Origin of the sequence: Sorangium sp. So ce834 (assembly GCF_051521425.1) — a bacterium.
Lineage (GTDB): Bacteria > Myxococcota_A > Polyangia > Polyangiales > Polyangiaceae > Sorangium > Sorangium cellulosum_D.
This window is the reverse complement of record NZ_CP150351.1, coordinates 10,387,369-10,414,298: the sequence shown is the minus strand read 5'-3', so window position 1 is coordinate 10,414,298 and position 26,930 is coordinate 10,387,369. Positions and strand designations below refer to the sequence as shown.

Here is a 26,930-nt window from a genome sequence, read left to right as displayed (position 1 = left end):
CGATCATGTGCACTGAGCATGGATCTTTGAATCGCAGGCGTCTTCTCCAGGGGCTGGGCCGCACGGCGGCGGTGGCTGCGCTCGCGCCATCGGTCCTGTCGGCCCGGGTGGCCGAGGCGCACGCGCCGATGCATGCGCCGATCTACGACAGGCTCGTTCACGGGCGGCCCGAGGGCGTGGGCCTGAGCTCGGAGCGCATCGAGGACGTCTTTGCGCGAATCCAGCGCCGCGTGAACGACGGTCTCTTCCCGGGCGCGGTCGCCCTGATTGCGCGGCGGGGGAGGATCGTGGGGCACCGGGCGTTCGGCACCCGGGTCCGCGGCGCGCGCGAGCCGGTCACGCTCGACACGCTGTTCGACCTGCTCTCGATCACGAAGGTCCTGGCGACGGCCACGTCGGCGCTGATCCTCGTGGAGGACGGCGTCCTGCGGCTGCACGATCGGGTCGCCGACTTCGTGCCGGGATTCGCGGCCAACGGCAAGCGCCGCATCACCGTGCGGGACATGCTCCGGTACGTGGCCGGCCTGCCGATGGACGCCCCGTTCATGGAGGATCCAGACGACGAGCGCGTCTGGCGGCGGATGGCCGAGTCGCCGCTCGAGTACGTGCCCGGCACGCAGGTGCTCTACAGCGATCTCACCTACCGGCTCCTCGGGCGGGTGATCGAGGCCGCCGCGGGCGTGGATCTCGACACCTTCGCGAAGGAGCGCATCTGGGGCCCGCTCGGCATGCGCGACACGACGTTCAACCCGCCGGCGTCGCTGATCCGGCGGACCGCGGCCACGGGCTACTCCGAGATCAGGGGCCGGTGGGTCCGCGGCGAGGTGCAGGACGAGCAGGATTATGCGCTCGGCGGCATCGTCGGCTGCGACGGCGTCTTCTCGACGGCGATCGACATGGCGGTCTTCTGCCAGATGATGCTGAACGGCGGCAGGTACGGCGGCGTCCGCATCCTGAGCGGCCAGGCCGCCGCGGCGATGGTGAGCAACCAGACGCCCGAGGTCTCGGCGGTGGAGACCGATGTGTCCCCGCTGTCCAACCTGCTGTCGACGCCCAAGGGCTATGGCTGGGAGCTCGCGACGCGTCGCTTCTCCAGCGGCGGGATGCGCCTATCGAGGGGCTCTTACGGGAAGGCGGGCGGCGCGGGGACCTTCATGTGGATCGACCGCAGCCGCGAGCTGTTCGGGATCCTGCTCACCAACCACGGCCTGCCGAACCCGTTCGACGAGATCGGGTGGAGCCGGATGCTCGACGCGGTCGGGACCGGGGAGTTCTTCGACGGGATCATCCAGGCGGTCATCGACGAGTGAGGGGCGCGGGAGCCCTCGCGGTGACCCGTCCAGCGCGCTCTCCACCTGGGCCGGGTCGCGGGCGCCCTGTCCCGGGCGAGCTTCAAGGCTCATCGGTGGAGAGCTCGAACAACCCGCCTTCGATTCGGCGCCGGGACGCGCATCGATTCTCCCGCTGCGACCGTCTCCCGTGGCGGCCGCGCGCCATCGCCGCCGCCGCGACGAGCGACGTGATCCCCACGACGCCCGCGAGCGTGAGCACCGAGGGCTGCAGCCGCCGATCCAGGAGCTGCAGCAGGAAGGCGACCAACGGCGACAGGGACGTGATGAGAGAGGCCGTGATCGGTTCGGTGTGCTCGATGCCGAGCTGGATGAGGTACAGCGGCAGCGCGACCCCGATCCCCGTGATGACGGTGGCCGGGAGGAGCGCCGCGGCGAGCGAGGCCATCTCGCTCGTACCCGCGATGGTCCAGGTCACGGCGATCGTAAGGAAGAATCGGATCGCCAGCACCGATTCCGGGCTCTGCCCGGCGTCGCTGAGCCGCTTCGAGTAGATGACGCTGATCGTCGAGGCCAGGCCGCAGGTCAAGGTCAGGAGGACACCGATGGCGGCGTTGCCTGCGCCGACGTGACCGACGCCGCTCCGTCCGGTGAACGTCCCCCAGACCAGCAAGGCGATAAAGGCGCAGATGCCGAGCGAGGCGACCATCTCGGTGACCAGCACCGAGCCCCTCCGACGCAGCAGCGCGCCCAGCAGCACCGTGAGTGCCGGCCCGATCGCGAGGCTGACCACGTTCACCACGGCCGGCTCCAGATGCTTCAAGGCGACGAGCATAGAAAGCCAACTTGCCGCCGTCGACAGGTTGATCGCGGCGACGTCGCGGCGGCGGGTGCGCAGCGGGAGACAGGCGGCGGCCGCGCCTCGACGAGCGATGAGCCCGCCGAGGAAGAGCGCGGCGACCAGCGTGAAGGAGATCGCAGCCACGAGGATCGGGCTGAGCGCCTGCAGTCGGTTCCCGGCATAGATCTCCAGCGCGGCGGAGAACGCCGCGAAGAGGAGCAGCGGGGTCACCCCGCGAGCGATGGGAGGCGCGCGCCTGGAGACCATCGATTCACCGGCCTTGCCGCCGTGCGATCGTCGTCGGCTTCGAATCTGCGTCCCATGTGCTTCGAGTCGTCATGCGACCTCGCTGTAGCTGTCGAACATGCCGTAGGCCTCGTCCAGGAGCACCGCCATGCCCCGCTCGCCGATCTCGATGCCGAAATGGATCTCCTCCTCCGAGCCGCCTTCGAGCGCCTCCACGGCGCGGTAGAGATCGTTCACGTGCTCTTCGTCGACAGCGATATGCATATCGCCACGGCCCGATGGTCGAGCTCCGGTGTGAGGCGGCCCTGAGCAGGCCTCATGCCAAGGGCCCGATCGTCGAACGGCGCGAGAAGAGGCTGCGGTGCAGGCTCCCGAGGCCCCGGCGACGCTGGTCGGCGCGCAGTCCGTTGCTCGAATGAGCAAGAGCGCATTGCCTCGTCAGCCCCCGCCTCGTCGCTGGCGCCGAGGCTGCGTGGCTCCCCTGGCCCCGGCCGTCAGGCGATGCGCGCCGCGCCGCGCCTTCCGGCGGCCGGGCGGAGGCCGCCTGTCGTCAGCTCGTGCAGGACTCCCGCCAAGGACGAGTACGTCGACAGATCGCCGAGCTCCACGTCCACGAGGCTCCTGGCGATCTCGGGGCGCATGCCGACCAGGATGACGCGCGCGCCGAGCAGGGCGACCGCGCGGCTGGTCTGGCCCAGCGCGTGGGCGACCTGCGCGTCCACGGCCGGCACGCCGGTGATGTCGAGCAGCACGAAGCGCGCTTCATGTCGACCCACGCCCTCGGTCACGGCCGTGAGCACCTGCAGGGCGCGGTCCCGGTCGATCGCGCCGACCAGCGGCACGAGCAGCACGCCGGGCAGGAGCGGGATGAGCGGGCAGCCGAGCTCGCGGACCGCGTCCGAGAGCGTGCGCTCGGTCGCGTAGGCGGTCTGCAGCTCCTCGTTCTTCGCCGAGAGCGACTGGACGAGCTCGTTGCGCTCGAGGGCCGCGGCGAGCAGCGACGCCCAGATCCCGACCGTGCCCTCATCGCCGGTCAGCTCGCGGAGGGTCGGCCCCATGAGCGCCAGGATCCCCCAGTCGCGTCGGGCGGTGCGGATCGGCAAAAGGAGCATCATGAGCTCACCGCTCGCGACCGAGGGCGGCAGCAGATCCGCAGGCGGAAACGCCTCCAGGCGGCAGCGGTCGCCGATCGGGGGCGTCGCGCTGCCGTCGCGACTGTAGGCGCCGGCGATGACCAGCGTCGTCGCGTCCTCGTGGAGCGCGAGGCAGCCCCAGAGCGCGGTCGTCTTTGCAAGCCAGGAGAGCGAGAGGGATTCCTGCTGCGAGCCGCTGAGCAGCGACAGGCCCACCTCGTAATTGGACCTCACGAGCATCCCGAGCTGCGCCACGGCGTCCGTCTCGACCGTGAGCCGAGCCCGGGCGATCGAGAGATGCGCGCTGTCCAGGAACGCCGCGACCCGCTGCGCGGACGCCGCATCTCCGCCCAGCCGCTCGCGGCGCCGCTCGTAGGACCGGCGGAGCAGGCGGACGCACGCCATCAAGGTGCCGATATCGGGCGCGATGCCGATGGCCTGCTGGTAAGCGTGCTCCAGCTCCTTCGCCGGAGGGGGCGCGGTGCCCTCGATCGCCGCGGAGTACCCCTCGAGCACCACGGCGACCCCTGGCCACACCGCGGCGGGCGACGCATCGGGCGCGAGGCGCTGGGGCGCGAGGAGCAGCTCGACCATCCGCCGGTCCAGGTCGCCGGCCTCGTCCTCCCCGGACGACGCGTCCTCGTCGAGGAGGCTCTGGATCACGTCGCATCCGCACGAGAGCCGCTGGATCAAGGTGGTCGGCGTGAGCACGAGATCGGGCGGGGCGGTCTGGCCGGCGAGCATTGACACGACGAGATTGCACGCGGCGCTCCCCATCATCTCGAACCGCTGGCGCACGGTGGTCAGCGGCGGGTCCGTCGCTTGCGCGTCCGGCACATCGTCGAAGCCGACGATCGCCATCTCCTCCGGGATACGGACGCCCGCCGCCTTCAACAAGGGGATCATCCCGAGCGCGTTCTTGTCCGTCCCGAAGACCGCCGCCGTGCACGCATGCCGTCGCGCGAGGAGCTGCGGAGCGGCGTTCTCGCCTCCGGTATACCAGTTGTCGTCGCTCCGGATGACCAGCTCGGGATCGAACGGTATCCCCGCCTCCGCGAGCGTCTCTCTGTAGCCTTCGAAGCGAACGAGCACATCGGATTCATGGAAGCAGCCAACGAACGCGATGCGCCGGTGCCCGTGCTCGATCAGATGGCGCACCGCGCTCCGGATCCCGCTGCGGTTGTCCGGGATCACGGACGGGCAGTTGCCCTGGTGGACATGGGTGCCGACGACGACGAGCGGGACCCGCTCGCCGGCGAGCTGCTCGATGCCGCTCACCCCGATCACGACGATCCACCCATCCACCTGTTCTCGGGCGAGCGAGGGGGCCTGGAGCGTGGCGGGCGTGCCGCGCAATACCAGCGTCCGACAACCGCGCTGCCGCGCTGCCTCGTGGATGCCCGTCAGGACCGGGTTCCAGAACGAGCCGTCGAGATAGGGGGTGATAACGCCGATGGTGTATGCACGGCGCGTTCCATGGACGCCCGCTCCGCGGAGCGGTGGCGCAGCGGGGCGACCCGCATTGCGCGTCGGGCGACCGGCCTCTTCTTCCGTGGTCAGTCCTCCGGCCGCGCCATCTCCCTGGTCCGAGCCGCCGGGTTGGCTGCCCGGCGGCTCCGGCGGCTCGACGTCACTGCTCCGGCTAGCTTGAACCATCGCCCGCTCTCCCTGCTCACCCGTCCCACGGCTGCGCTGCCTCGTGCATCCATACCATGATCTGGACGGGGGCTTCCGCTACGCATCGGCGTCGAGAGCGCCGCGCGTGTGGCCCTCAGGGGCCGTCAAGCGACCGAGCAGCAGGTAGAAGAGCGACGCCATTTCGATAGCGTATCGGTCCCACCGACGGCCTCGAAACGAGCAGCGCGCGCGTGGCGCTGGTCGATCTCTGGCCCTACGGCGCGCTCCGCCCCGCTCCCTGCTTCCAACGCTGCGCCTTGAAGAGGACGATCGCGACGACGACCGTCATCGCGCCCATGCCGACCCACACCGCGGGGGGCGCGCCGCGCAGCAAGTCGAAGACCTTTGGACCGAAATAGGCGGTCGCCAGGAGCGGCAGGACGTATCCGGCCAGCGAGCCCCAGAAATGGGTCCAGAACGGCACCCTGGAGACGCCGAAGAACACGTGGAGCATGGGCGGCATCCAGAAGACGAGGCGGAGCACGAACACCGTGAGCCAGGCCCGCTTCTCCAGCGCCTCGTCGTAGGCGCGGAAGCGCGCCGGCACCCGCCTCGCCACCCAGTCGCGCGCGACGAAGCGCGCGAACGAGAAGCCCACGACGCTCGCCGCCATCGTCCCTGCCATGGAGAGCGCGAACGCCGTCGGCCACGGCCAGATGAGCGGCGCCGCCACGATGAACACCGTACCCGGCACGCCGAACGGCTGCAGCGCGGCGTACGCCGCCACGAACGCGACGTACCCCCACGGCCCGAGCTCCACGAGCGCCTGCTTGATCCGCGCGGGCTCGCCGAAGGTCTCGAAAACGCCGGCGCGCTGCGCGACCACGAGGAGGGCGGCCACCGCCGCCACGGCGCCGAGCCTCACCCCGCGAAGGGCGCGGGCGGCGGCGTCGGGCGGCGCCGGCGAGGTCAGGCCCGCGGCGCGGGCGCCGCCCGGCTCGGGCGCGCGATCGGCCGGTGAATGGGACTGCCGCACGCGACAGAATTGACACTAAGGGTCGATTTTGTCAAATCCTGGAAGATCGACAAAGTGACCTTCCATTGTCGATCTTGTCGTCCGTGAGCGAGACGAGCGCCACCCCGCGCGGCGTCATCCGCGCGGCGCGGCCCTCACGGGCCGCAGCCGGCGCGCTCCGCCCCGAGCGCGAGATCGTCGTACCACATCGTCTTGGCGCCGCCGTGGTACTTCTCGAACCCGAACTTGAAGAACTTGTAATCGTACGGACCCCAGTCCGTGACGTGCATCGCGTCCACCTCTTTGTTGTCCACGAACACGCGCACCTCCCTGCCCGGGCCGTCGTAGTGGAACTCGAGGCAGTACCAGGTGTTCGCGACGAGCTTCACGCCGCCGGAGCACGTGTACATCCCGCCGTTCGAGAGCTTCTCGGCGTCGTCGCTCTTGCGGTTCAGCTCGAGCTGGCACTGGTGCTCGCCGATGCGGATAGCCTCGCCGTCGTTGGGATCGCCGGTGCCGGACACCGCCGCGACATAGGTGTTGTGGCCCATCTGGATGTCGGTATCGCTCTTGAGGTAGACCCTGCCCCAGAACTTGCTCGGGACGGGGACGGCGAGCATCTGGCTGAAGCCCGTGCCAGACACCTTCACCGAGCTCGACCCGCTGTGACCCGTGCTGTCCAGCTTGACGTAGTTGCCCATCTCGCCGCGCAGGTATTCGGGGAAGAACTGGAGCTCGGAAGGCAGCGAGCCCCCCTCGAAGTCGGAGCAGAAAATGCTGCACCCATCGGAACCCGTGCTGCCGGTCGACGTGCTGGTCGTGACGTCGCTGCCCCCGGTCCCGGTCGTGGCGCCGCTGGTGCTGGTGACGCTTGCGGTGGTGGTGCTTCCGGTGGTGGCGCTTCCGCTGGTGACGCCGCTGCTGGTGACGCCGCCGCTGGTGACGCCGGAGGTGGTGCTCCCCGGGCCCGCGGGGCCGCCGCCGGCGCCGCCGGCGCCGCCGCCACCGTCGTTTCCGGAGCTCGAGGTACCGCCGCACGCGGCCGCCGCGGACGCAAGCGTAAGCGCGGCAAGGAAGGCAAAGGAACGAGCCGAGAAGGACATACTGGAGATCTCCTCAAAAAAGGGCGCAGAATGGCCCAAGCGATGCTTGCGACTCTACCAGTGAACCCTGCGCGTGTCAGGCACAACCGGAGGAGTGGACCGCGCCAGCGCGGTTGCGGGCGTGCAGGCGAGGCGGCGATGCGCGCGCCCGCGCACGCACAAGCGGTCTTCGCCGGGCCCGGCCGGCCGGCGTATGCGATCTCGCGCGCGCCGCGCGGCGGCGCTCCTCCCCGGCCGAGCTGATCCGGCGGTCGCGACATGCCGCCTGCTTCCCGGCCCCCCTTCGAGCTCACGAGCCCGCGCGTCGCGTGGCGTTACGAGGCCGTGGGCCGCGTCCTCGGGGGCGTCGCGCTGCTCCCGATCGTGGTGCCCTTCATCGCCAGCACGGTGGCCGTCGTCCTCGCCGAGGTGCTGGACGACGGGGGCCTCAAGAAGACCGCGTTCGGCGCGCTGGCCCTGGTCCTGCTCGGCGTGCTCCTCGCCTTCGTCCTCGCCCTGGTGAGCGCCTTGCTCAGCACCACCGCCTTTGGCCCGAGGCGCCCGGTGCGCGTGTCCGCCGGGGCGGCCGGGCTGCGCCTCGCCCGCGGCGCGACGGAGCGCTCGATCCCGCGCGCCGAGATCGTGTCGGGCCTGGTCTTGACCGAGCCGCGCGTCCGGGTCGAGCTCCACCTGCGCGGCGGCCGGGTGCTCGAGGTGCAGGTCGCGCGGGAGCGCGATGGCGAGCGCCTGCTCGCGGCGCTCAGGATCGGCCCGGCGGAGCGGCGCGTCGCGGTCTCGCTGGGCGGCGTCAACCGCGAGCTCGTGGCCGGCTGCGTCGGCCTGCCGGTCTTCATGGCCCTCTGGGGCGCCGCGCTCGCGGCGATCTCCAGGCCGATCTTCGGCAGCGCCGCGCTGGCCGTGGCGTGGCTGGTCCTCAGCCTGGCGTCCACGTGGCTCTTCCGCCGCGCCGTTCGCCGCACCGAGGTCGTGGTGGGCAGCGACGGCGTGCGCGTCGAGCGCCCGTTCGCGAGCGTCTGGCTCCCCTACACCGAGCTCACCGCGGTGCAGGCGCGCGGCGATCGGCTCGTGCTCTCGCGCCGGCGCGGCGAGGCCGCGGTCGAGCTCGCGACCGGGGAAGACCTGACCGAGGCGCTCGCGCAGCGCATCCGCGAGGCGCACGCCTCCGCGGTCGGCAGCGCGGCGCCGCGCGGCGCGGAGGCGCTGGAGCGGCGCGGCCGCGACCTCGCGGCGTGGCTCGACGACCTCCGCAAGCTCGTCTCCGCCGGCGACTACCGGGCCACGGCCCTGAGCCCCGAGGACGTGCTCCACACCCTCGACGACGCCGACTCCCCGCCGGATCGCCGGCTCGGCGCGGCCCTGGTCCTGCGCATCGCCGGCTACCCCGAGGCGCGGGCCCGCATCCGCGTCGCCGCCGAGGCCACGGCCGACGACGCGCTCCGCGCGGCGCTGGAGCACGCCGCCGAGGAGGAGGTCGACGACGCCGCGCTCGCGCGCGCGCTGCGCCGACCTTGACCGCGCTCGCGCGCGCGTTGCGCCGAGCTCGCGCCGTGGAGCGCTGGGCCAGGGGCGTTGAGCCACTCTGGGCCAGGCGCGCCAGAGGCTCCGGGCCAGGGCCGCTAACAGCGCGAACTCCGGGGAGAACAGGCGCTGTGCGGATGGCACATGCCGTGCACGATGCAGGCGTGGAGGTGTTCATGTCACGGTTCTTTCTTGTGGACGATGCATCCTTGTTGTCGCCGCGGCCCACGCCCCCGCCCCGAACGGCGGCCCTGGTTCGTGGGGTATCCCGCGCTGCCGCTGCGGCGGCGGCCGTCTTCGTGGTTGCCTGCGGTGCGCCGGTCGTCGAGGAGGGGAGTCAGGGGGACCCGGGCACCAACGAGCCTCAGCCGGAGGAGGGGTGTGGCGACGGGGCGGCGATCCCGCCGATGCCTCCTCCTCGGGGCGACGAGGGCGAGATCATCCCACCGATGCCGCCTCCGCCGCCGGGCGGCGAGGCGATCCCGCCGATGCCGCCGCCGATGCCTCCGCCGTGCGGCGACGAGGGCGAGATCATCCCGCCGATGCCGCCGCCGCCGCCGGACGGCGAGGAGGGTGAGATCATCCCGCCGATGCCGCCGCCGGTGCCGCCGCCGGTGCCGCCGCCGTGCGGCGACGAGGGCGAGATCATCCCGCCGATGCACCCCCCTATCGAGGAGGAGGGCGAGATCATCCCGCCGATGCCGCCGCCGCCGGACGGCGATGAGGGCGAGATCATCCCGCCGATGCCGCCGCCCGCGCCGTGCGCGTGAGCCGTTCGCGGGTCGTGCCGGTGCATCCCTTCACCTGATGAGGTCGACGATGGGCGAACGCGATCGCGAGCTGGAAGTTGCGCCGGAGTGGTGGCGCTGGGCCACGGAGAACCTGCTCCGCGGCGTGTCGGAAGGTGCGGTGTCGGAGCAGCTCCAGGCAGCGGGCGTGAGCCGCGCGCAGGCCAGCGAGCTGCTCTCGGCCATCGTCCGTTCGCCCATCTTCCTCGCTGCCCGGCCGTTCGCCCGGGCGGCGCGGCAGCAGGAGATGGTGGTCCGGCTACAGCAGAGGATGGCGTCGAACGCCCTGGATCCGACGGGGATCCCGCGGCGCTCCGGCGTGTCTGCCGCGGAGTTTCGCGACGTCTATGTCGCCGGGAACATCCCGGTCATCTTGACCGACGTGGTGACCCGCTGGCCCGCGTTCGGCCGGTGGACGCCGGCGTATCTGGCCGAGGCCTTCGGCGACGTCATGGTCGACGTCACGACGGGACGCCTGAGCGATCCCGATTACGACATGCACGCGGCGAAGCACACGCAGAGCACGCCGCTGCGCGATTTCGTCGCGCGCATCGAGGCCGCCCGCACGGAGACGAACGACTTCTACATGGTCGCCAACAACCGCGTCCTGGAGCGGACGAGGCTCGGCTCGCTGCTCGGCGACGTGGTCCTCCCGGACGGGTACTGCGCCGCGCATCGGCTCCTCGGCAGCTCGGCGCTGTGGCTCGGTCCCGCCGGGACCATCACGCCGCTGCATTATGACACGTCCAACATCCTCTTCGGGCAGGTGTACGGCAGGAAGCGATACCGCATGATCGCGCCGTTCGAGACGTCGCTGTTCGAGGGGGCGCGCGCGATGTACGCCGACCGGGATCCGGAGCAGGACGCGATGAGCCCGGTGCTCGTGAAGGACGTCGTGCTCGAGCCGGGCGAGGCGCTCTTCATCCCCGTCGGCTGGTGGCACCACGTCCGCGCGCTGGACGTCAGCATCAGCCTCGGGATCAACAGCTTTCCGTTCCACAACAACTTCGACTGGTACCGGCCGAGCAGCGTGGCGTAGCGGAGGCGGCGGCGATCGGCTTGCGGAGGATCCGAGGATCGGGCTCCTGATCGTCGCTCGACGATGCGGGCCTCCTTTCACCTCGTCGGTCCGCGGCGCGCTAGCGAAGCGCCTCGCGCACCGCGGTGTCGAGCGTGTCGACCACGAGGCGCACGCGCGGCACCTTCCGGAGCTCTCGATGGTATGCGAGGAAGATGGACGACGACGGCAGCTCCGCGTCGACCTCGAGCCGCACGAGCCCCGCGATCGAGCGCACCGAGGGGTCGGACATGAGCGCGATCCCCTGGCCCTGGAGCGCCGCTTCGAGGAGCGCGTGGTGCGAGTTCGACCTCACGACGAAGCGCTTCGCCCCGTGGGCCATGAGCCACGAGCTCTTCGCGGTCTGCGCCAGCGTCCCCTCGTAGCCGACGAAATCGTGGCGCGCGAGCTCCGCCGTCCGCAGCCGCGCGCCCCGCAGCCGCCGCTCGACGTAGCTCGGCGCAGCGTAGAGCCCGAACGAGGCCCGCCCGACCAGGCGATGGACGACCGCGGGCGACGACGACTTGCTCCCGCGAATCGCGACGTCCGCCTCGCGCCGCGCAAGGTCGACGAGCCGCGTCTCCGAGAGGATCTCGAGCTCCAGCGCCGGATACAGCCGCCGGAGCTCGCAGAGGCGCTGCGTGACGGGCCGCACGACCTCATCGGCCAGCGACAGGCGCACCGTCCCGGAGAACGCCTCGTCCCCTTCGTCGCGCCGGATCGCGTGGAGCCCGCTCTCGATGCGCTCGGCGAGCGCCACGAGATCGAGCGCGTCGGGCTCGACCGACGTCCCCCCGTTGCTCCGGTGCACCAGCGGCCGCCCGAGCGCCGCCTCCAGCGCGTCGATGCGCCGCGCCGCGGTGGAGGTCGAGACCCCGAGCGCCCGGCCCGCGGCGAGGAAGCTGCGGTGGCGGTGCAGCGCGAGGAGCACGCGGAGATCGTCCCAGAGCGGAGCACCTGCGGTTTGCATCCGTGGAAATCGGATTACCACCGATGCCCATTGTCGACAAGCGGGCCGGAGGCCATCTTCCCGTCATGAATGCTTTCGACTTCAAGGGAAAGACGGTGCTCGTCACGGGCGCCTCGATGGGCATCGGCGAGGCGTTCGCCCGCGAGCTGTCGCGGCGCGGGGCGACCCTGGTCCTCGTCGCTCGCAGCGAGGCAAAGCTCGCCGCGCTGGCCTCCGAGCTCGGCAGAGCGCATGTCGTCGCCGTGGATCTCGCCGCTCCGGGGGGCGCGCGGCGCGTCTTCGACGCCATCACGGAGAAGGGGCTCGACGTCGATGTCCTCGTCAACAACGCGGCCTTCGGCGTCTTCGGCGCCTTCGGCGGCCTCCCCCTGGCGACGCACCGCGAGCAGATCGATCTCAACGTCGGCGCGCTCGTCGAGCTCACGCACCTGTTCCTGCCCATGATCGAGCGGCGCCAGGGGGGCGTGATCCAGGTGGCGTCGACGGGGGCCTTCGTGCCTTCCCCGTACTTCGCGATCTACGCGGCGACGAAGGCGTTCGTCCTCTCCTTCGGCGAGGCGCTCTGGGCCGAGTACCGCCCGCGCGGCGTGCGCGTCCTCACGCTGTGCCCCGGCGCGACGGATACGCCGTTCTTCCAGCGCTCGGGCGACATCCCGGGGGCCGAGAAGCGGGCGCGGCCCGAGGACGTGGTGCGCCTCGGCCTCTCGGCCTTCGTGGCCGGTCGCGCCTCGGTCATCCACGGCGCCGCGAACAGCCTGAGCGTGTTTCTCGTCCGCTTCTTCAGCCGTGAGCTCCTCGTGAAGACGATGGCGCGGCTGATGAAGCCGCGGACGGCGGAGCTCCCCGGCGCCGCGGGTCGCGCGGCGTGACCTCGACGCGCGCGGCGCCCCGGTCGCGCCGCCGGGGGCGCGGGGGCGCTGCCGGGGTCGATGCGCGTTCCCCGGACGCGCGGCCCGGGGCGGCAGGGCCTCAGTCGACGCTGACGGTGGTCACGGCGGTCCAGTCGTTGCGGCCGTCTGCGGAGACGACGTGGAAGCGGAGCGCGTCCTCGTGGCGCGAGGTCGAGACGAGGGCCGCGCTGGCGCCGACGAAGTCGTCGCCGCGGCAGGTGTCTCGGAGATCGCCGCCGTCGTCGAGCACGCCGACGCGCACGGGCGCCGCGTGCCCCTGCAGGTACGGGGCGGCGATGAGCTCGGCCAGGGTCGACGGGGCGGGGACGGGCGCGTCGAGGTCCCAGAGGCGGAGGTGCTTCGCGTCCGCGAGGTGGGCATAGAGCCGCTCGACCTCCTTGCCGGAGTCCTCCTCGACGGCGAGGACGAGGAGGAGGATACGGTCGTTCTCGCGGGCGCGAGCGCGGGCCTTGAACGAGAGAGGACCGCGGAGGGTGAGCACCGCCGGGAAGCGGCCCCGGGGCGCGCTGAAACGCACGAGGGTGCGGCCGAGGGGGCGAGGGGGCGCGAGGCCGGCCGGCGCGGCCGGGGCAGGGGGCGGGGCGCCCGGGTCGGGGGGGACGAGCAGGTAGGCGGCGACGAGGAGGACCGGCTCGGGCGCGCCGCGGAGGAGGCCGTCGTGGCCGGAGGCGAGCTCGAGGGCGGTGATGCCGAGGCGGAGGCGGAAGGAGCGCACGCGCGGCGCGGGAGGCGCCGCGGGGGCAGGCGACGCGGAGGACGCCGGGCGGGGCGCGGAGGACGCGCCGCCCTTGCGGGACCTGGCTTTGCGCTTTCGGGACATCGGGCGAGCAGGAGATATCATGACCGGCGGCGCACGGGCGATCGGCGCGCGCGGCCCCGCCGGAAGGCGCGCGTGAGAGGACCGCTCACGCCTGCCGGAGCCCCATCGCGCGCGCGACGCCGTCACGGTACGAGAGCCAGGCCGCGTGCGCGGCGGCCACCGCCGACACGACTGCGTCCGCCGCGGGGCCCTCGTCCGGCACGTGCCCCAGCACCATCTCCCACGCGTCCCGACGGTGCCCGCCCTCGACCGCCCGGTGCGCCCGCACGAGGCGCATGCGCTCGGGCGGACACCCGTAGTGGCGCACGATCGGGTGCGCGCGCAGCGCCTCCTCGATCGGCGGCACCTCGCGCTGGCCGAGGAGCTCGGCGCGCTCGTGCACGCTGCCCTCCACGAAGATCGTGAGCACCGCCGCGCCCACGACCCACGGCGGCGCCGCGCTCACGCGGTCGAGCAGCGTCCGGTAGGCGCCGGCCTCGGGCTCGAGCGGGATGGACTCGTCCTCGACGGCCGCGCGCGGGATGCCCAGGCCGTCGATCATCTCCAGGAAGAGCTCCGGGTGGGGCGCGCCCAGGGAGAGCTTGCCGGTCTGCTCCTCGAAGAGGTTCTCCGCCAGGGCGCTGCGCACCGCGGCCGGCGGCGACTGGCCGAGCACGCGCGCGAGCAGCACCGGGAAGTCGCGCACGTAGACCCGGTACTCGTGCCGGAAGTGGACGGTGAGCTGGTCGCGCGTGAGGCCAGGGCCGGTGAGGTGCGTCCAGGCCCAGTGGTTCTTGCGATCCATGATCGCGAGCAGGCGCTCCTGAAGGCGACTCGTCATGCGGCAGCTCCTCGGCAAGGGGAGCCTTGGTTGTACAGCACGGGGGAGCCGCGCGCCCACGTCCTCCGGGCGAGGGGGGCGCGCTTCACGGCCTGGGCGCGAACCTCGACCGCATCAGGGCGAACTACGCCTCCTCCGAGGTCTGTCACCGAGCGGCGACGAGCGGCGCGATGTTCTCCGACGGCCCGCTGCGCGAGCTGGCCGTGGCCGTCCCTCGCGGGACGCCAGGCTCAGCGGCGGGCGGCGTTCGCGTCGTTGCGTCTGGCTGCTCTTCGACGAGACGCGCCGAGCGCCGTCGTCGCGAGGAGCAGGAGAAGCGCTGCGGGCGTGCGAGGGGCGCCGGGCACCGCGCAGCCGCAGCCGCTCGGCTCGCCGCCGGTGTCGCTCGCCGCGCCGGCCGCTCCCCCGCCGCCGTTTCCGCCGGCGCCCACGCCCGCCGTTCCCGCGCCTCCACCTCCTCCAAGGCCGCCTCCACCTTCGCTCGTGCTTCCGCCTCCGCTCGAGCTGCTCGTGGAGGCCGCGCTCGAGGCCTCGCCCAGCCCGCCCGGCGGCGACAGCGTGTACATGAGCGCCGCGCCGGCGGGGACGCTGGCGGACAGCGCGTCGCTCATGCCGCTCACGTCGGCGCGGCGCCACAGATCGCGGATCACCGGCGTTCCCGTGACGCCAAGCTCCGAGAACTGCACGGACATCGCCGTGTCCTGGTCTCCGTGATTGAAGAACGCCACGGCCTTGCGGTCGCCGCTCAGGTCACGGACCCAGATCTCGCCGCCGTTCACCGTCGTGCGGTGGCCGCGCGCGCCGAGCGCGTCCTGGTTCACGGCGAGCACCTCCTCGTTGGTGAGCAGCGCGAGCGTCCACGCGTCCGAGCCGAGCCGCGCGGGGTTGCCGCCGAACATGAGCGGCGACGGCAGCATGGTCCAGAGCGACATGATCGTGACCTGCTCGTTCTTGGTGAACGTCGTCTGACCGGACGCGTGCCATTCGTTGCGTGGGCCGAGGTAGCCGAGCGGCAGCATGTCGAGGTCGGGCCAGTGACCCGGGGTGAGATCGCCGACGCCCTGCCAGGTGCTCGCAGCGCGGAGCACGCCGGGAAGATCGGTGAGCGCGTTGAAATCCCAGAAGTCGTTCACGACGCGCCACATGTTGGCGTTGCTGTTCAGGTGGCCGGACGAGGTGATCAGCCACGAGGGATCGTTGGGACCCGGCGAGAAGCTCAGCACGATCGAGCGTCCCGTCTTTTCCACGGCCCTGTGGATCGCGTCGGCCTCGGCCTGGTGATACCTGCGCGTCGTGTTGTTGAGCATGTCGTCGATCTTCACGAAATCGACGCCCCAGGACGCGTACTGCTGGAAGAGCGCGTCGTACCAGGCCTGCCCCGCCGGCGTGTCGCCGCGCACGCCCCACATGTGATCATCCCAGGGGCAGGGATCGTTCGGGTTGCCCGCGTCGCGCGTGGTGAAGCTCGACGCCGCGATGGGGAGATTCGCGTCGTACGATTTGCGCGGCACGCCGCGCATGATGTGGATGCCGAAGCTCAAGCCCATCGCGTGGATGCGGTCCGCGAGGCTCTTGAGGCCGTTGCTGCCCGTCGCCGATGGGTACTTGCTCGCGGCCGGCAGATAGCGGCCGTTCGCGTCGATCGGCTGTCCGGGCTCGTACCAGCGATAGTCGATGACCACGGTGTTCCAGCCGTACGGCTGGAGGTGCGTCCTCACCGCCTGGGCCTGGTCGATCATGTCCTGCTCGGTGACGCTCGCGCCGAACGAGTCATAGCTGTTCCAGCCCATCGGAGGCGTGAGGGCGAGCGTGCCGCCGGACTGCAGCGTGTACGTGGCGCTCGCGGTGCCGGCGGAGCTCGTGACGGTGACCGTGACCGGATAGGAACCGGCGGCCGGCGTCGTCCCCGAGATGATCCCCGTGGACGGCGCGAGCGTGAGCCCGGCGGGCAACCCCGAGGCAGAGAACTCGAGCGGCGCCCGGCCGGTGGCGGGGATGGCGAACAAGAACGGCGACGAGGGCGCGGCGCCGTACACGAATGGGCCCTGCAGCCGCGGCGTCGCGGGCGCCTCCGCCAACGAGATGTCGATGCTCGACTGCGCATGTGCGGCCCCGCTCAGGACCAGGGTCGCCGCGAGCGTGGCTCCAACCAGAAGAAAGGAGGTGCGAGGCAGTCTCATGAGCTCTCCTGAGTGTCGGAAGCATGCCGACGTCGTGCTCGGCGCACGAGCCTCAACGCCTCTGCGCAGAGCAGCGGCGGCAGCTGGAGCGGCGTTCACCCGCTTCGGATACGGGCCCATCTCGACGTTTTCGGTGCTCAGCGCACCGGAGTGCGCTTCCGCGCCGAAAACGCCGAGATGGACCCGTCTCCTGTGCGGGTGAACGCCGCTCTGGAACGCATGTGCCAGAGATGGGCGAAAAAGGATATCGCTGGGGTCGAATGTTAACGTTAACATTAGCGGCGTCAACTCAAATCGACGGGTCGGTGGGTATCGGCCAGCCCGAGAGAGGGGACGAGGCTGGCGGGGCTCCCCCGGAGCGCGGCGCCGCGAGGAGCGGGCGCGAGGCGCCGCGGGACATCTGCTTCGTCGAGTTCAACGATATCCCGGACGCGGCGTCATCCACGCCTCCCTCACTACCGTACTACCGTCCGGCATGATGGCTGCGAGATCGAGCTCCGCTGCCTCCATCTCCGGCTGGGGGTGGATCGAGAGAGGGACCAGCGCTGCTCGTCGCGCGTCGTGGTCGAGATCGCGCTGGTCCTGCGCAAGAGCACTGCGGTCCGGGCCGCCGCTCGGGCAGCGAGGTCTATGTTATTGTTATCGTTAACATTGAGGGCCAGCGCGACCTCGCGCCGCGGGGATGGCGACCACCCCAACGTGGGTCGGGTTCCCCCAACGCCCAACCTGGGTCGCCTTGGCCCAGCCGGGGCGACCTCGACATGGGCCACCTCGGGGCACCTCAACCTGGGGGCACCTCAACCCGGGATGGGCACCCGGCCACCTGAACCTGGGGCGGGTCGGCCCTGCCCTGTCACAGATCGCCCTCTCCGGACGAGGATGCGTCATGAGCTCACGAACCTGGGCTGTCCTCGCGGTGGTCCCCCTCCTGGCCTGTCGCTCGCGGGAGCTCGCTCCGCGCGAGGCGCGCCTCGCCCCGGCCTCTGCGCCTGCGCTGGCGATGACCCCCTCGCCAGAGCCGACCCCCGCGCCCGATGCTGCGCCAGCGCCTCTCGCCGGATCCACCTTCGTCCCCGCGACCTCGAGCCCGATCGTCGCCCGCGCTCGCCTCGAGGTCGCCCGTGCCGTCACGTACGACCCCGCCTGGGTCGCCATCGGCTACCCGAACGGAGATCCGGCCCCCGAGCGCGGCGTCTGCACCGATGTCGTCATCCGCGCTGTCCGCGCGGCGGGCATCGATCTCCAGAAGGTGATTCACGAGGACATCCTCGCGCGCCGGGCCGTCTACAGGACGATCGAGCGTCCCGATCGCAACATCGATCACCGCCGCGTCGGGCCGATGCTCACCTACCTGCGGGCCCATGCCATGTCGCTCCCGAGGACCTTCGACGCGGCCGCGGTGAGCACATGGGAGCCTGGAGATGTCGTCGTCTGGGCCTTCAAGCCGTGCCCTTCGTGCACGCCGGATCACGTCGGCATCGTCAGCGATCGCAAGGGCCCGCGCGGCATTCCGCTCGTCCTCCACAACATCGGGCCGACGCCGAGCGAGGACGACCACCTCGACGCGTGGACCGTGCTCGGCCACTTCAGGATCCGCGGGGCGGCGATGGGGGAGGGGGCCGAGGAAGCCCGAGGCGGTTCCGAGCCGTGAAGGCTCCGGAGCGCCGCCCCGACCTGGGTCGGGTGGGGTGGGGGCCTCAACCCGGGTCGGGTGGCGCAACCCGGGTGGGTGGCGCACCTCAACCTGGTTCCGGTCCGGACGGTCCGCGCGGATCCTCAACCTGGGTCAGGCCAGGTCAACCCGGGTCGGGTGGCGCAACCCGGGTGGGTGGCGCACCTCAACCTGGTTCCGATCCGGACGGTCCGCGCGGATCCTCAACCTGGGTCAGGCCAGGTCAACCCGGGTCGGGTGGCGCAACCCGGGTGGGTGGCGCACCTCAACCTGGTTCCGGTCCGGACGGTCCGCGCGGATCCTCAACCTGGGTCAGGCCAGGTCAACCCGGGTCGGGTGGCGCAACCCGGGTGGGTGGCGCACCTCAACCTGGTTCCGCTCCGGACGGTCCGCGGATCCTCAACCTGGGTCAGGCCAGGTCGCCGGGAAGCGGGCCTCCAGCCAGGCGCGCCATCGCGGCTCGAGCTCGGCGGCGGTCTCGGCCGCTCGATCGCCGTAGAAGAACAGGCTGACGGCGACGCGCGCCTTGTCGTCCCAGGGGTAGCTCCCGAGGAGCGCGACGCCCTGCGCCGGCTGCTCGAGGCGCAACAGGACCTCGCAGCTCTTGTCGCTCTGCTCGACGTGCTCGACGGTGCCGACGAGCGGCGGGGCCCCTGCCGGCGCTGACCGTCGCTCGCCCAGGTTGGGGCCGGAGACGCCGAGCGCGGTCGCGAGCTGCTTCCAGGCCTCGGCGTGCGCGCCAGGGTAGGCGCTCATCGCGCGCGCGGCGGCGGCGCGCTGGTCGGCGAAGTGACGCAAGTACAGGCGGAGGACCTGGAAGAAGCCGGGCCAGCCGCTCTCGAACCCCTCGATCTCATCGTCCCAGGAGTCCTTGGACGTGAACAGGCTGTGCACGAGCCGCACGAGGCACTCGTCGCCCGAGCGGCTGGAGACGACGAACTCCGTCGCGAGGGGCGGAGCGCCCTCGCTCCAGCCGTGCTCCTCGTACTCGAGGCGCGACGGGGGCTCCCACGCCGTGATCGTTCCCGACGAGGCGGCGCCTTCGCCGAAGGTGAACTCGATCTTGCCGCCGACGCGCTCGTCGGCGGTGGTGGGCGCGAACCAGGCGCTGATGCCGGGGCCGGTCGCGAGGGCGCGCCACACCTGCTCCGGCGTTCCGGGCACGACGAGCTCGAGCTCGACCCAGCGTCGTCTTGCGTCGCTCTTTATCGGCATGTGGGCTCCTTTCTAGGGGTCATCGCTCGGCTTCGGATAAGCCATCACGAGCAACCGGTGCTCGCGCCCGCCGGGGGCGGTCGCGTCGTGATATCGCGCCACGAGGTCGGTGACGGCCTTGCTGAGATCGGCGGTGAAGGCGGCGCGCTCTGCGGCCGACGCGAACCGGATCTCCGTGTCGATCGAGAGCGTCGCCAGGCGCTTCTGGGCGTTGAACGCGAGGCGCCACAGCCTGCCGACCTCGCGCACGACGCGCGCCGCGAGCGCGATGAGGTAGCTCGCGGACAGGCGATCCCTGGTCCGCTGTGGATCGGCGGCGGCGGGGCCGAGGGCGCTCGGAGATACGACATAGGCGCTCGCCGTCGCCACGAACAGGCGCTCCGTCAGGCCGCCCCATTTCCGCTCGCCGGCCGCCCGCACCAGCTGGTGTGCTTCGAGCGCGCGCAGGTGGTAGTTGACCTTCTGCCGCGCCAGGCCCACCCGCTCCGCGAGGCTCGCGGCGGAGGCCGGCTGCGCGAGCTCCGAGAGCAATCGGCTCCGGACCGGGTCGAGCGCGACGACCGCCGCGGCAGGGTCTTCGATGACCTCAACGTCCAGCACGCGGGTCATCGTAGTTTGACGAATTTTGTTGTCAAGGCTTGCGACCTGACCCGGGTTGAGGTGCCGCCGACCCGGGTTGGGGACGGCACGGACCCGACCCGGGTTGAGGTGCCGCCGACCCGGGTTGGGGGCGGCACGGACCCACGGACCCGTCCCGGGTTGAGGTGCCGTCGCCGACCCCGGTTGGGCGCGAGGGACCCGACCCAGGTTGAGGTGCGGCGGACCGACCCAGGTTGAGGTGCCGCCGACCCGGGTTGGGGGTGGCACGGACCCGACGGCGGCCCCGGGTCGCCCCTAACCCAGGTCGGGCCGCCTGCCGCCAACCCGGGTCAGCCCGTCGGTCGCCTCTTCCCCGCGGCTGGCCGGGTCGCCGCAACCCGGGTCAGCCCGCCGGTCGCCCATGCGGCGGCCGCGCGCTTCGCCGTCGGGCAGCCCTGCTCTTATGATGCGGCACATGGCGTCGTCTCCTGCCCGTGCATCGGGTCCGTCTCACCGCGCCGGCGCCGTGCCGCCGGCTCTCCTGCGGCTCCTCCTGGTCGCCGCGCTCGCAGGATGCGCCGTCGAGCAACGCACCTTCGTCGACAGGGGCCAGGGCGGCGCCGGCGGGACCGGCGCCGCAGGCGGGACCGGCGCCGCAGGCGGAGGCGGGGCGAGCAGCGACGGCGCTTCGACCACCGGTCCCGGCGGCGGCAGCTGCACGGGGCCATCGGATTGCCCTCCCCCCGCGGAGCCATGCCAGATCCCAGCGTGCGTCGACGGCAGGTGCGGCACGGCGCCGCTGCCGGAAGGTACCGAGATCGCGCCGACGATGGGCGATTGCCAGCGCACCGTCTGCAACGGTCGCGGCGCCCACGTCGTCATCGCTGCCGACGAGCCCGAGGATGACGACAACCCGTGCACGTCGGACTCCTGCGACGGGATAACACCTGTGCACGCGCCCCAGCCCGGACCGTGCCCAGGCGGACGATGCGACGATGCTGGCAAGTGCGCTCCGCTCCAGTGCGCGCAGGACATCGAGTGCGGCGCCTCGACGGAATGCTACCGATACTCCTGTGATAACGGCCTCTGCGCAGAGGGACCCGCGCCGGCAGGCACCTTGTGCAACGCGCAGCAGGATCAGTGCGACGGCGCGGGCCGCTGCGTCGACTGCGTGAACAGCGGCGGCTGCGGAGAGTGCTGCGTCTGTTCCACGAGCGGGGTCTGCGTCCCGGCGTGAGCCGTCCCCGGGCCCGCGATCCCGCCCCGCGCCCCGACCCCCGCGCCCCGACCGGGTCGGGGCCCGCGCCCACGGTCGCGGACCGCCCTCGCTTTCTTGCTCCGCCGGCGGCGCCTGCCGCTAGCATCGCGGCATCGTGCGCCCGCGCGCCACCACCGCCCGAGTCTGCCCGCGCGCCGCCACCGCCCGAGAAGGAGACCGCCCCGTGCACCGTCGACATGCGCTCTTGATCCTGATGCTCCTCTGCCTCGCCCCCCTGCTCGTCGGGTGCGGGCACCCCTGGAAGACCACCCGTCAGGCCGTGCCGAACCCGTTCTACGGCAAGGGGCGCTTCGCGGTCGTCCCGGTGGCGTTCCTCGGCACCACGGTCGGCGACATCTCCGAGGCCGACTGGATGGCCGACAAGGACGCCGAGCAGCGGCAGAGCTGGCAGGAGGACAAGTCGGCGATCAACGAGCAGTTCACCGAAGCCCTCATGGCGGAGACAGCGTCGGAGGACGCCGTCGTCGTCAGGGCGGTGAGCGCAGCCGACGCGCCGTTCTTCATCCGTGCGAACGTCACATCCTATGAGCCCGGCATCTTCACGGGCGTCTTCAACAGGCCCACCGTCCTCAAAGCGACGGTGCAGATCACCGATCCGGCCGGGACGGTGTTCGACGAGGTCCTGCTCGAGACGGCGGCGCCCGCGAGCTTGTTCAATCCGTCGAGCGGAGGGCGCGCGCGGGCAGCGGCGAAGGAGCTCGGAAAGCTGACGGGGATGTACGTGCTCCACCGCGTCCGCGGCGACGACTGAGCTGCCCTGGCGACCCGACCCGGGTCGAGGTCGCCCGCCCCACCGCAGCCGGGCCCCCGCGTCATGCCGCGCCTGGACGACGGGGGCTATCCGCCCTTGGCGAGAGACTTTCCCTGGGCCTCGAGGGCGGCTTTGAGGACTCCGATCGCCTTCGGCCCCACGCCATGAAGCGCCAGGAGCTGGGCCTCCGAGAATCGGGTGACCTGGTCCAGGCTGAAGACGCCGATCAGAGCGAGCGCTCGCGTCGCCGGCTTCCCGATGCCCTTCGGGAGCGAGGATTCTGGTTGTTCCTTCGGTTTGCTCGGTTTGCTCGGCATGGGCCCATCCAGATGTGGTGATTGGCCGCCCGGCGGCCAGCGCATTCCTATTCATCGGCAGCGCCAACCCCACGACCGCGTTCAGCATGCCAGGACGAGGGCCCGCTGGACAACACCGCGGTACGGTCAACGAGAGCCCCCGCGCGGTCGACGGCACGTTCCGCAACCTCACGCTGGTGAACGCGCGCGACAACACCTGCGACTAGCCCCCGAGCCGACGGTTCCCTTCCTCCCTCCGGTCGATGGGCGCGCGCGTGACCGTGCCGGAGCAGCGGATCACCACCGGCTGCTGCCACGGCAGCAACACGGGCGGCACAGCCGCGCCCTCACGGCACCGGAGGGGTGCCCGAGGCCGAGCGTGCGTCGCGAGGGCGGCTCGGCGGCGTCCGGCGAGCGACGCGGCGGCATGGGAGTTGTTTCTTCAGGGGCGCCATGGATCTCGGCTTGAAGGGACAGGTGGCCATCGTCACCGGTGGGAGCGAAGGCATCGGGAGGGCCGCCGCGCTTCGGCTCGCGGAAGAAGGGGCGCGGGTTGCGATCGCGGCGCGGCGGCCAGACGTCCTCGCGAGCGCGGAGCGGGAGATCCGGGACCGAGGCGGAGATGTGCTGGCGATCGTGGCAGACGTCACGAGGCCCGCCGACGTCGAGCGCCTCGTGGCGGAGACGGTCGCTCGATTCGGACGGCTGGATATCCTGGTCAACAACGCCGGCACCGGACGGGCAGCCCATTTCGAGGAGGTCGACGACGAGACCTGGCAGGCCGATCTCGACCTCAAGCTGCACGCGGCGATCCGTACGTCGCGCGCGGCCATTCCCCACCTCAAGAAGCAGCGCGGCGGGCGCATCATCAACGTGACGACGCCCGCCGGCAAGCAGCCCGGGGCGAGATCGCTGCCGACCTCGGTCAGCCGCGCGGCGGGGATCGCGCTCACCAAGGCCCTGTCCAAGGACCTGGCCGAGCACGGCATCCTGGTGAACACCGTCTGCGTCGGCGTCATCAAGAGCGGCCAGCAGCGGAGGAACGCCGAGCGCCGCGGGCTCAGCCCCGAGGAGCACTACGCGGCGCTCGGGAAGAACGTGCCGCTCGGCCGCGTGGGCGAGGCCGAGGAGGTGGCCAACGTGATCGCCTTCCTCGCCTCCAAGGCCGCGAGCTACGTGACCGGCACCAGCATCAACGTGGACGGCGGGACCTCCGGCGCGATTTAACCCGCGCCGCCGCGCTCGACGCACACGCCGAGCCTCTCGCCGAGGCGCTGGCACGGCCGCCCCGGACCGCAGTCCCGGTCGTCGCGACAGCGGCCCACCTCGACGCGGCACACACCGACGGTGCGCTCGCCTGCGCGCTCGTAATGGCAGGTGAAGCCGTCTCCGCACGGCGTCTCGCCGCACGCGTCCCCTTCGCGGGACCCTGGGCCAGCCGGATCGAGCCCGGCGCCCGGCGCCGCGCAGCCGACACCGAGCACCAGGAGACAACGCGCCATCCAGCACGGGAGCCGGTGCCACATGCCTCGGCGATCCCCGCTCGCCAGGCGGCAGCCGCTGCGCCGAGCAGGCCGCCGCCCAGCGCGGCTCCTCAGGGCGCGCCTCCCGCGGACGCCTGCGCCGCGCCGCGCGAGCGCGAGTCCGCCGCGGGCACGGGCTCGGGCACCGAGCCCGCCTCGCTCAGGCGCCGCTTCGCCTCGGCGAGCACGTCGGCCGGCAGGGGGCCCTTCCTCGCGAACTGCAGGTTGTCGCGCAGGTGCTTCGGATTCCGGGTTCCGACGATCGTGGTGCTCAGACCCGGGTGAGAGAGCGTGAAGCGCAGGGTGAACTCGATCCGGCTCAGCCCGTCGAGCAGCTCGTCGAGCCTGGCCCGCTCCCAGCGGTCTTGCATGGTGGTGCCCGGCAGCATGTAGTTCGTGCGCTGCCAGTCGGTGGGCGCGCCGCGCGCCACACCGCCGCGGATGATGGTGCCGGCGCCGGCCTGGGCCGCCTTGCCGATCACCTCCTCGTGCTCGCGCTGCAGCGCGGAGTAGGGGATCTGGAAGGCGTCGAAGACGCCCATCTCGATCTGCTCCACCAGGTTGGGCAGCGTGCCCGAGACGCCGAGGAAGCGCACCTTGCCCTCGCCCTTGAGCTTCAGCGCCTCCTCGAGCGCGCCGTCCTGCTCGAACTCTCGCCGGGTGAGGCTCCGGTGGAATTGCACCAGGTCGAGGTGGTCCGTCTTCAGCAGGCGCAGGCTGTTCTCCACGCCGTGCCGGATGTTCTGCGCCGTGTGCACATGCTCGCCCTGGGCCCCGCCGACGACGCAGCCGCACTTCGAGGCGAGGAAGTACTCGCCCCGGCGATGCGAGATGAAGCGGCCGATCCGCTCCTCGCTGCGTCCGTAATCGATGGAGGTGTCGATGAAGTTGATCCCGGCGTCGAGCACGTCGTTCAGGATGCGCTCGGCCTCCTGATCCGAGATCTCCGGGCCGCGCGGGGCGCCCCGCAGCTCCATGGCGCCGAAGCCGAGCGTGGTGACGCGGACGCCGGTGCGTCCGAGCAGGCGAGTGGGCAGATCAGTCATTGTCTTCCTCCGCGGACGCACGCGCGCCGCAGCTTGCAAGCCGTGAGAACGGGGCGAGCCCCGAGGGCCCGCCCACCTTGTGGAGATGAGCGCTGGCGCCGTCCGGCTCAGCTCTTCGGAGGCGCCGACTTGAGCGCCGCGTCGAACAGCGCGAGCAACGTCTGGTAATGGCGCTCGGACGCGGCCTGGTTGTACACCGCCGAATCGGAGGGGACCCAGCCGTGCTTCGCGCCCGCGTACGTCTCGACCGTGTGCCGCACCCCCGCCTGCTCGAAGGCGTCGATCAGCCGCTGCTTCTGCTGGTCCGGGAACGAGGCGTCCTCGACGGCGCCCGCGACGTACACGCGCGCCCGGATGCGCGGCGCCAGGAGGTGCGGGCTCTCCGGATCGTCGGTCGCCAGGTTGCCGCCGTGGTACGACGCCGCCGCGATCACGCGGTCGGGGAAATGGCCGGCGGTCGACAGCGACAGCCCGCCTCCCATGCAATAGCCCGTGGTGCCGATCGACAGCGAGCTGACGTCGGGGCGGTCGGCCAGGAAGGCGAGGAACGCCTCCGTGTCCGAGCGCACGTTGGCCTTGGTGGCCGTGGCCATGTATTTCTGCTGCCAGTGCTTGCGAAACTCGGGATCTCGGCTGAATGTCTCGGCGTCCGGCGCCTGGTAGGGGCCGCCGCGATAGAACAGATCGGGCAGCAGGACGAAATAACCGCCCTGCGCGATGCGCTCCCCCAGCTCGAAGAGCGCTGGGCGTATGCCGCGGCCGTCCTGGTAGACCAGCACCGCGGGCCAGGGGCCTTCACCGGAGTCGGGCCGGAAGATGGAGGCTTCGGTTTGCCCGTCCCGAGTCTTCAACGTGACCGTGGTTCGTGACATCTGTTCCTCGTGCCCGGCGTCCGGGCGGGTGGTCGTCGCTGCGAACGGGCGCGCCGAACGCGCTCAGCGCTGCGCGGCGCGCTCTGGAAAGAATCGATTCGCGGGCCGCGCGAGCCCCAGGTTCTCGCGCAGCGTGCTCCCTTCGTACTCGCGCCGGAACAAGCCCCGTCGCTGGAGCTCGGGGACGACGCGATCGACGAAGTCGTCGAGCCCGCCCGGCAAGTAAGGGAACATGATGTTGAAGCCGTCGCAGCCGTTCTGGACCAGCCACTCTTCCATCTGGTCCGCGATGCTGTTGGGCGTGCCGACGAACGCGAGCCCCCCGAAGCCGCCGAGGCGCTGCGCGAGCTTTCGCACCGTGAGCCCTTCCCGCTGCGCCAGCTCGATGGCGCGCTCGCGCCCGGACTGCCCGGCGTTCGTGGGCGGGATCTCCGGGAGCGGCGCGTCCGGATCGAAGCGCGAGGCGTCGCACCCGAGCACCACCGAGAGCGACGCGATGCTGCTGTCGAAATGCACGAGGCCATCGAGCCGCGCGCGCTTCTCCTGCGCTTCCTGCGCGGTCTCTCCCACGACGACCAGCGCGCCGGGCAGGATCTTGAGCGTGTCGGGATCCCGCCCCAGGCGCTCCCGCCTGCCCTTGACGTCGGCGTAGAAGCGCCGCGCGCCTTCCAGCGTGGATTGCGCCGCGAACACGACCTCTGCGGTCTCCGCCGCGAGCTGCCGGCCTGCTTCCGAGGCGCCCGCCTGCACGATCACCGGCCATCCCTGGACCGGACGCGCGATGTTCAGCGGCCCGCGCGCGGAGTAATACTTGCCCTTGTGGTTCAGGACGTGCAGGCGCTCCGGGTCGAAGTAGATCCCGGCCTCGACGTCGCGCACGAACGCATCGTCGGCGAAGCTGTCCCACAGCCCCGTGACCACGTCATAGAACTCGCGCGCGCGCCGATAGCGCTCGTCGTGCTCCACGTGCTCGGTGAGGCCGAAATTCAGCGCTGCGTCCGGGTTCGAGGTGGTGACGATGTTCCAGCCGGCGCGCCCGCCGCTGATGTGATCGAGGGACGCGAAGCGCCGGGCGACGTGATACGGCTGATCGAACGTGGTCGACGCGGTCGCCACCAGACCGATGCGCTCAGTGGCGCCGGCCAGCGCAGAGAGCAGCGTGAACGGCTCGAAGGACGTGACCGTGTGACTGCGCATCAGCGCGCTGAGCGGCATGTTCAGCACGGCCAGGTGATCGGCCATGAAGAACGCGTCGAAACGAGCCTGTTCCAGGCGCTGCGCGAAGCGCTTGAGGTGAGAAAGATTGAAGTTCGCGTCCGGGTAGGCCCCCGGATAGCGCCAGGCGCCCGTATGAATGCTGACAGGGCGCATGAACGCGCCGAGCCTCAG

General features: G+C 71.6%; 24 protein-coding genes. 9 read left to right on the top strand and 15 right to left on the bottom strand.

The window, feature by feature from the left end; all coding sequences use genetic code 11:
• Nucleotides 1–26 precede the first annotated feature (26 nt).
• Nucleotides 27–1,310 carry a serine hydrolase domain-containing protein gene (locus WMF20_RS38260; protein WP_437606710.1) on the top strand — a complete coding sequence of 428 codons (1,284 nt, stop codon included), beginning with the start codon at nucleotides 27–29 and terminating at the stop codon, nucleotides 1,308–1,310.
• Nucleotides 1,311–1,392: 82 nt separating this feature from the next.
• Here WMF20_RS38260 and WMF20_RS38255 read toward each other — a convergent pair whose 3' ends face one another.
• From WMF20_RS38255 to WMF20_RS38235, 5 genes are all read right to left on the bottom strand, one after another.
• Complete coding sequence (locus WMF20_RS38255) at nucleotides 1,393–2,361, bottom strand: EamA family transporter (protein WP_437606709.1); 969 nt, start codon at nucleotides 2,359–2,361, stop codon at nucleotides 1,393–1,395.
• A 105-nt stretch (nucleotides 2,362–2,466) separates the two neighbouring features.
• The gene (locus tag WMF20_RS38250) at nucleotides 2,467–2,640 is read right to left on the bottom strand and encodes a hypothetical protein (protein WP_437606708.1); all 174 of its coding nucleotides are present in this window, start codon (nucleotides 2,638–2,640) and stop codon (nucleotides 2,467–2,469) included.
• A gap of 230 nt (nucleotides 2,641–2,870) precedes the next feature.
• Nucleotides 2,871–5,165, bottom strand: a complete 2,295-nt coding sequence (locus tag WMF20_RS38245; protein ID WP_437606707.1) for a substrate-binding domain-containing protein — start codon at nucleotides 5,163–5,165, stop codon at nucleotides 2,871–2,873.
• 235 nt (nucleotides 5,166–5,400) lie between these two features.
• Nucleotides 5,401–6,162 carry a TVP38/TMEM64 family protein gene (locus tag WMF20_RS38240; protein WP_437606706.1) on the bottom strand — a complete coding sequence of 254 codons (762 nt, stop codon included), beginning with the start codon at nucleotides 6,160–6,162 and terminating at the stop codon, nucleotides 5,401–5,403.
• 134 nt (nucleotides 6,163–6,296) lie between these two features.
• Nucleotides 6,297–7,244: a hypothetical protein gene (locus WMF20_RS38235; RefSeq protein WP_437606705.1), complete on the bottom strand. Its 948-nt coding sequence runs from the start codon at nucleotides 7,242–7,244 to the stop codon at nucleotides 6,297–6,299.
• A 258-nt stretch (nucleotides 7,245–7,502) separates the two neighbouring features.
• Between WMF20_RS38235 and WMF20_RS38230 the strand changes: the two genes are divergently transcribed.
• From WMF20_RS38230 to WMF20_RS38220, 3 genes are all read left to right on the top strand, one after another.
• A complete protein-coding gene (locus WMF20_RS38230; RefSeq protein ID WP_437606704.1) occupies nucleotides 7,503–8,756 on the top strand; it encodes a hypothetical protein in 1,254 nt (417 codons plus the stop codon).
• A gap of 305 nt (nucleotides 8,757–9,061) precedes the next feature.
• The gene (locus WMF20_RS38225; protein ID WP_437606703.1) at nucleotides 9,062–9,532 is read left to right on the top strand and encodes a hypothetical protein; all 471 of its coding nucleotides are present in this window, start codon (nucleotides 9,062–9,064) and stop codon (nucleotides 9,530–9,532) included.
• 49 nt (nucleotides 9,533–9,581) lie between these two features.
• Nucleotides 9,582–10,589, top strand: coding sequence for a cupin-like domain-containing protein (locus WMF20_RS38220; RefSeq protein ID WP_437606702.1), 1,008 nt, complete (start codon nucleotides 9,582–9,584; stop codon nucleotides 10,587–10,589).
• Between the two features lie 100 nt (nucleotides 10,590–10,689).
• Here the strand turns inward: WMF20_RS38220 and WMF20_RS38215 are convergent, their stop codons facing one another.
• A complete protein-coding gene (locus tag WMF20_RS38215; RefSeq protein WP_437606701.1) occupies nucleotides 10,690–11,577 on the bottom strand; it encodes a LysR family transcriptional regulator in 888 nt (295 codons plus the stop codon).
• 65 nt (nucleotides 11,578–11,642) lie between these two features.
• Between WMF20_RS38215 and WMF20_RS38210 the strand changes: the two genes are divergently transcribed.
• Complete coding sequence (locus tag WMF20_RS38210; protein WP_437606700.1) at nucleotides 11,643–12,446, top strand: SDR family NAD(P)-dependent oxidoreductase; 804 nt, start codon at nucleotides 11,643–11,645, stop codon at nucleotides 12,444–12,446.
• A 100-nt stretch (nucleotides 12,447–12,546) separates the two neighbouring features.
• Here WMF20_RS38210 and WMF20_RS38205 read toward each other — a convergent pair whose 3' ends face one another.
• The 3 genes from WMF20_RS38205 to WMF20_RS38195 all read right to left on the bottom strand — a co-directional run bounded on the left by WMF20_RS38205 (nucleotide 12,547) and on the right by WMF20_RS38195 (nucleotide 16,308).
• Nucleotides 12,547–13,203, bottom strand: a complete 657-nt coding sequence (locus tag WMF20_RS38205; protein WP_437606699.1) for a hypothetical protein — start codon at nucleotides 13,201–13,203, stop codon at nucleotides 12,547–12,549.
• Nucleotides 13,204–13,393: 190 nt separating this feature from the next.
• Entirely contained in the window at nucleotides 13,394–14,128 is a 735-nt protein-coding gene (locus tag WMF20_RS38200) for an iron-containing redox enzyme family protein (RefSeq protein ID WP_437606698.1), read from the bottom strand.
• 230 nt (nucleotides 14,129–14,358) lie between these two features.
• Nucleotides 14,359–16,308, bottom strand: coding sequence for a putative Ig domain-containing protein (locus WMF20_RS38195; protein WP_437606697.1), 1,950 nt, complete (start codon nucleotides 16,306–16,308; stop codon nucleotides 14,359–14,361).
• An 886-nt stretch (nucleotides 16,309–17,194) separates the two neighbouring features.
• On the opposite strand from WMF20_RS38195, the gene WMF20_RS38190 reads away from it, so the two are divergent.
• Nucleotides 17,195–17,959 (top strand): DUF1287 domain-containing protein, encoded by a 765-nt coding sequence (locus WMF20_RS38190; protein ID WP_437606696.1) that lies wholly within the window; start codon nucleotides 17,195–17,197, stop codon nucleotides 17,957–17,959.
• 420 nt (nucleotides 17,960–18,379) lie between these two features.
• Here the strand turns inward: WMF20_RS38190 and WMF20_RS38185 are convergent, their stop codons facing one another.
• Both WMF20_RS38185 and WMF20_RS38180 read right to left on the bottom strand, forming a co-directional pair.
• On the bottom strand, nucleotides 18,380–19,195 hold the full coding sequence (locus tag WMF20_RS38185; RefSeq protein ID WP_437606695.1) for an SRPBCC family protein: 816 nt from the start codon (nucleotides 19,193–19,195) through the stop codon (nucleotides 18,380–18,382).
• A gap of 12 nt (nucleotides 19,196–19,207) precedes the next feature.
• Nucleotides 19,208–19,795: a helix-turn-helix domain-containing protein gene (locus WMF20_RS38180; protein WP_061624597.1), complete on the bottom strand. Its 588-nt coding sequence runs from the start codon at nucleotides 19,793–19,795 to the stop codon at nucleotides 19,208–19,210.
• 454 nt (nucleotides 19,796–20,249) lie between these two features.
• Between WMF20_RS38180 and WMF20_RS38175 the strand changes: the two genes are divergently transcribed.
• A complete protein-coding gene (locus tag WMF20_RS38175; protein WP_437606694.1) occupies nucleotides 20,250–21,011 on the top strand; it encodes a hypothetical protein in 762 nt (253 codons plus the stop codon).
• Nucleotides 21,012–21,216: 205 nt separating this feature from the next.
• Nucleotides 21,217–21,804: a hypothetical protein gene (locus tag WMF20_RS38170; RefSeq protein WP_437606693.1), complete on the top strand. Its 588-nt coding sequence runs from the start codon at nucleotides 21,217–21,219 to the stop codon at nucleotides 21,802–21,804.
• 86 nt (nucleotides 21,805–21,890) lie between these two features.
• On the opposite strand, the gene WMF20_RS38165 is transcribed toward WMF20_RS38170, so the two are convergent.
• Nucleotides 21,891–22,121: a DNA-binding protein gene (locus WMF20_RS38165; RefSeq protein ID WP_437606692.1), complete on the bottom strand. Its 231-nt coding sequence runs from the start codon at nucleotides 22,119–22,121 to the stop codon at nucleotides 21,891–21,893.
• Nucleotides 22,122–22,463: 342 nt separating this feature from the next.
• Between WMF20_RS38165 and WMF20_RS38160 the strand changes: the two genes are divergently transcribed.
• Nucleotides 22,464–23,327, top strand: a complete 864-nt coding sequence (locus WMF20_RS38160) for an SDR family NAD(P)-dependent oxidoreductase (protein ID WP_437606691.1) — start codon at nucleotides 22,464–22,466, stop codon at nucleotides 23,325–23,327.
• Nucleotides 23,328–23,694: 367 nt separating this feature from the next.
• On the opposite strand, the gene WMF20_RS38155 is transcribed toward WMF20_RS38160, so the two are convergent.
• The 3 genes from WMF20_RS38155 to WMF20_RS38145 form a co-directional block, all read right to left on the bottom strand.
• Nucleotides 23,695–24,669 (bottom strand): aldo/keto reductase, encoded by a 975-nt coding sequence (locus WMF20_RS38155; protein WP_437606690.1) that lies wholly within the window; start codon nucleotides 24,667–24,669, stop codon nucleotides 23,695–23,697.
• Between the two features lie 107 nt (nucleotides 24,670–24,776).
• Nucleotides 24,777–25,541 carry a dienelactone hydrolase family protein gene (locus WMF20_RS38150; RefSeq protein WP_437606689.1) on the bottom strand — a complete coding sequence of 255 codons (765 nt, stop codon included), beginning with the start codon at nucleotides 25,539–25,541 and terminating at the stop codon, nucleotides 24,777–24,779.
• 63 nt (nucleotides 25,542–25,604) lie between these two features.
• Nucleotides 25,605–26,912: an LLM class flavin-dependent oxidoreductase gene (locus WMF20_RS38145; protein WP_437617207.1), complete on the bottom strand. Its 1,308-nt coding sequence runs from the start codon at nucleotides 26,910–26,912 to the stop codon at nucleotides 25,605–25,607.
• Between the last annotated feature and the right edge of the window lie 18 nt (nucleotides 26,913–26,930).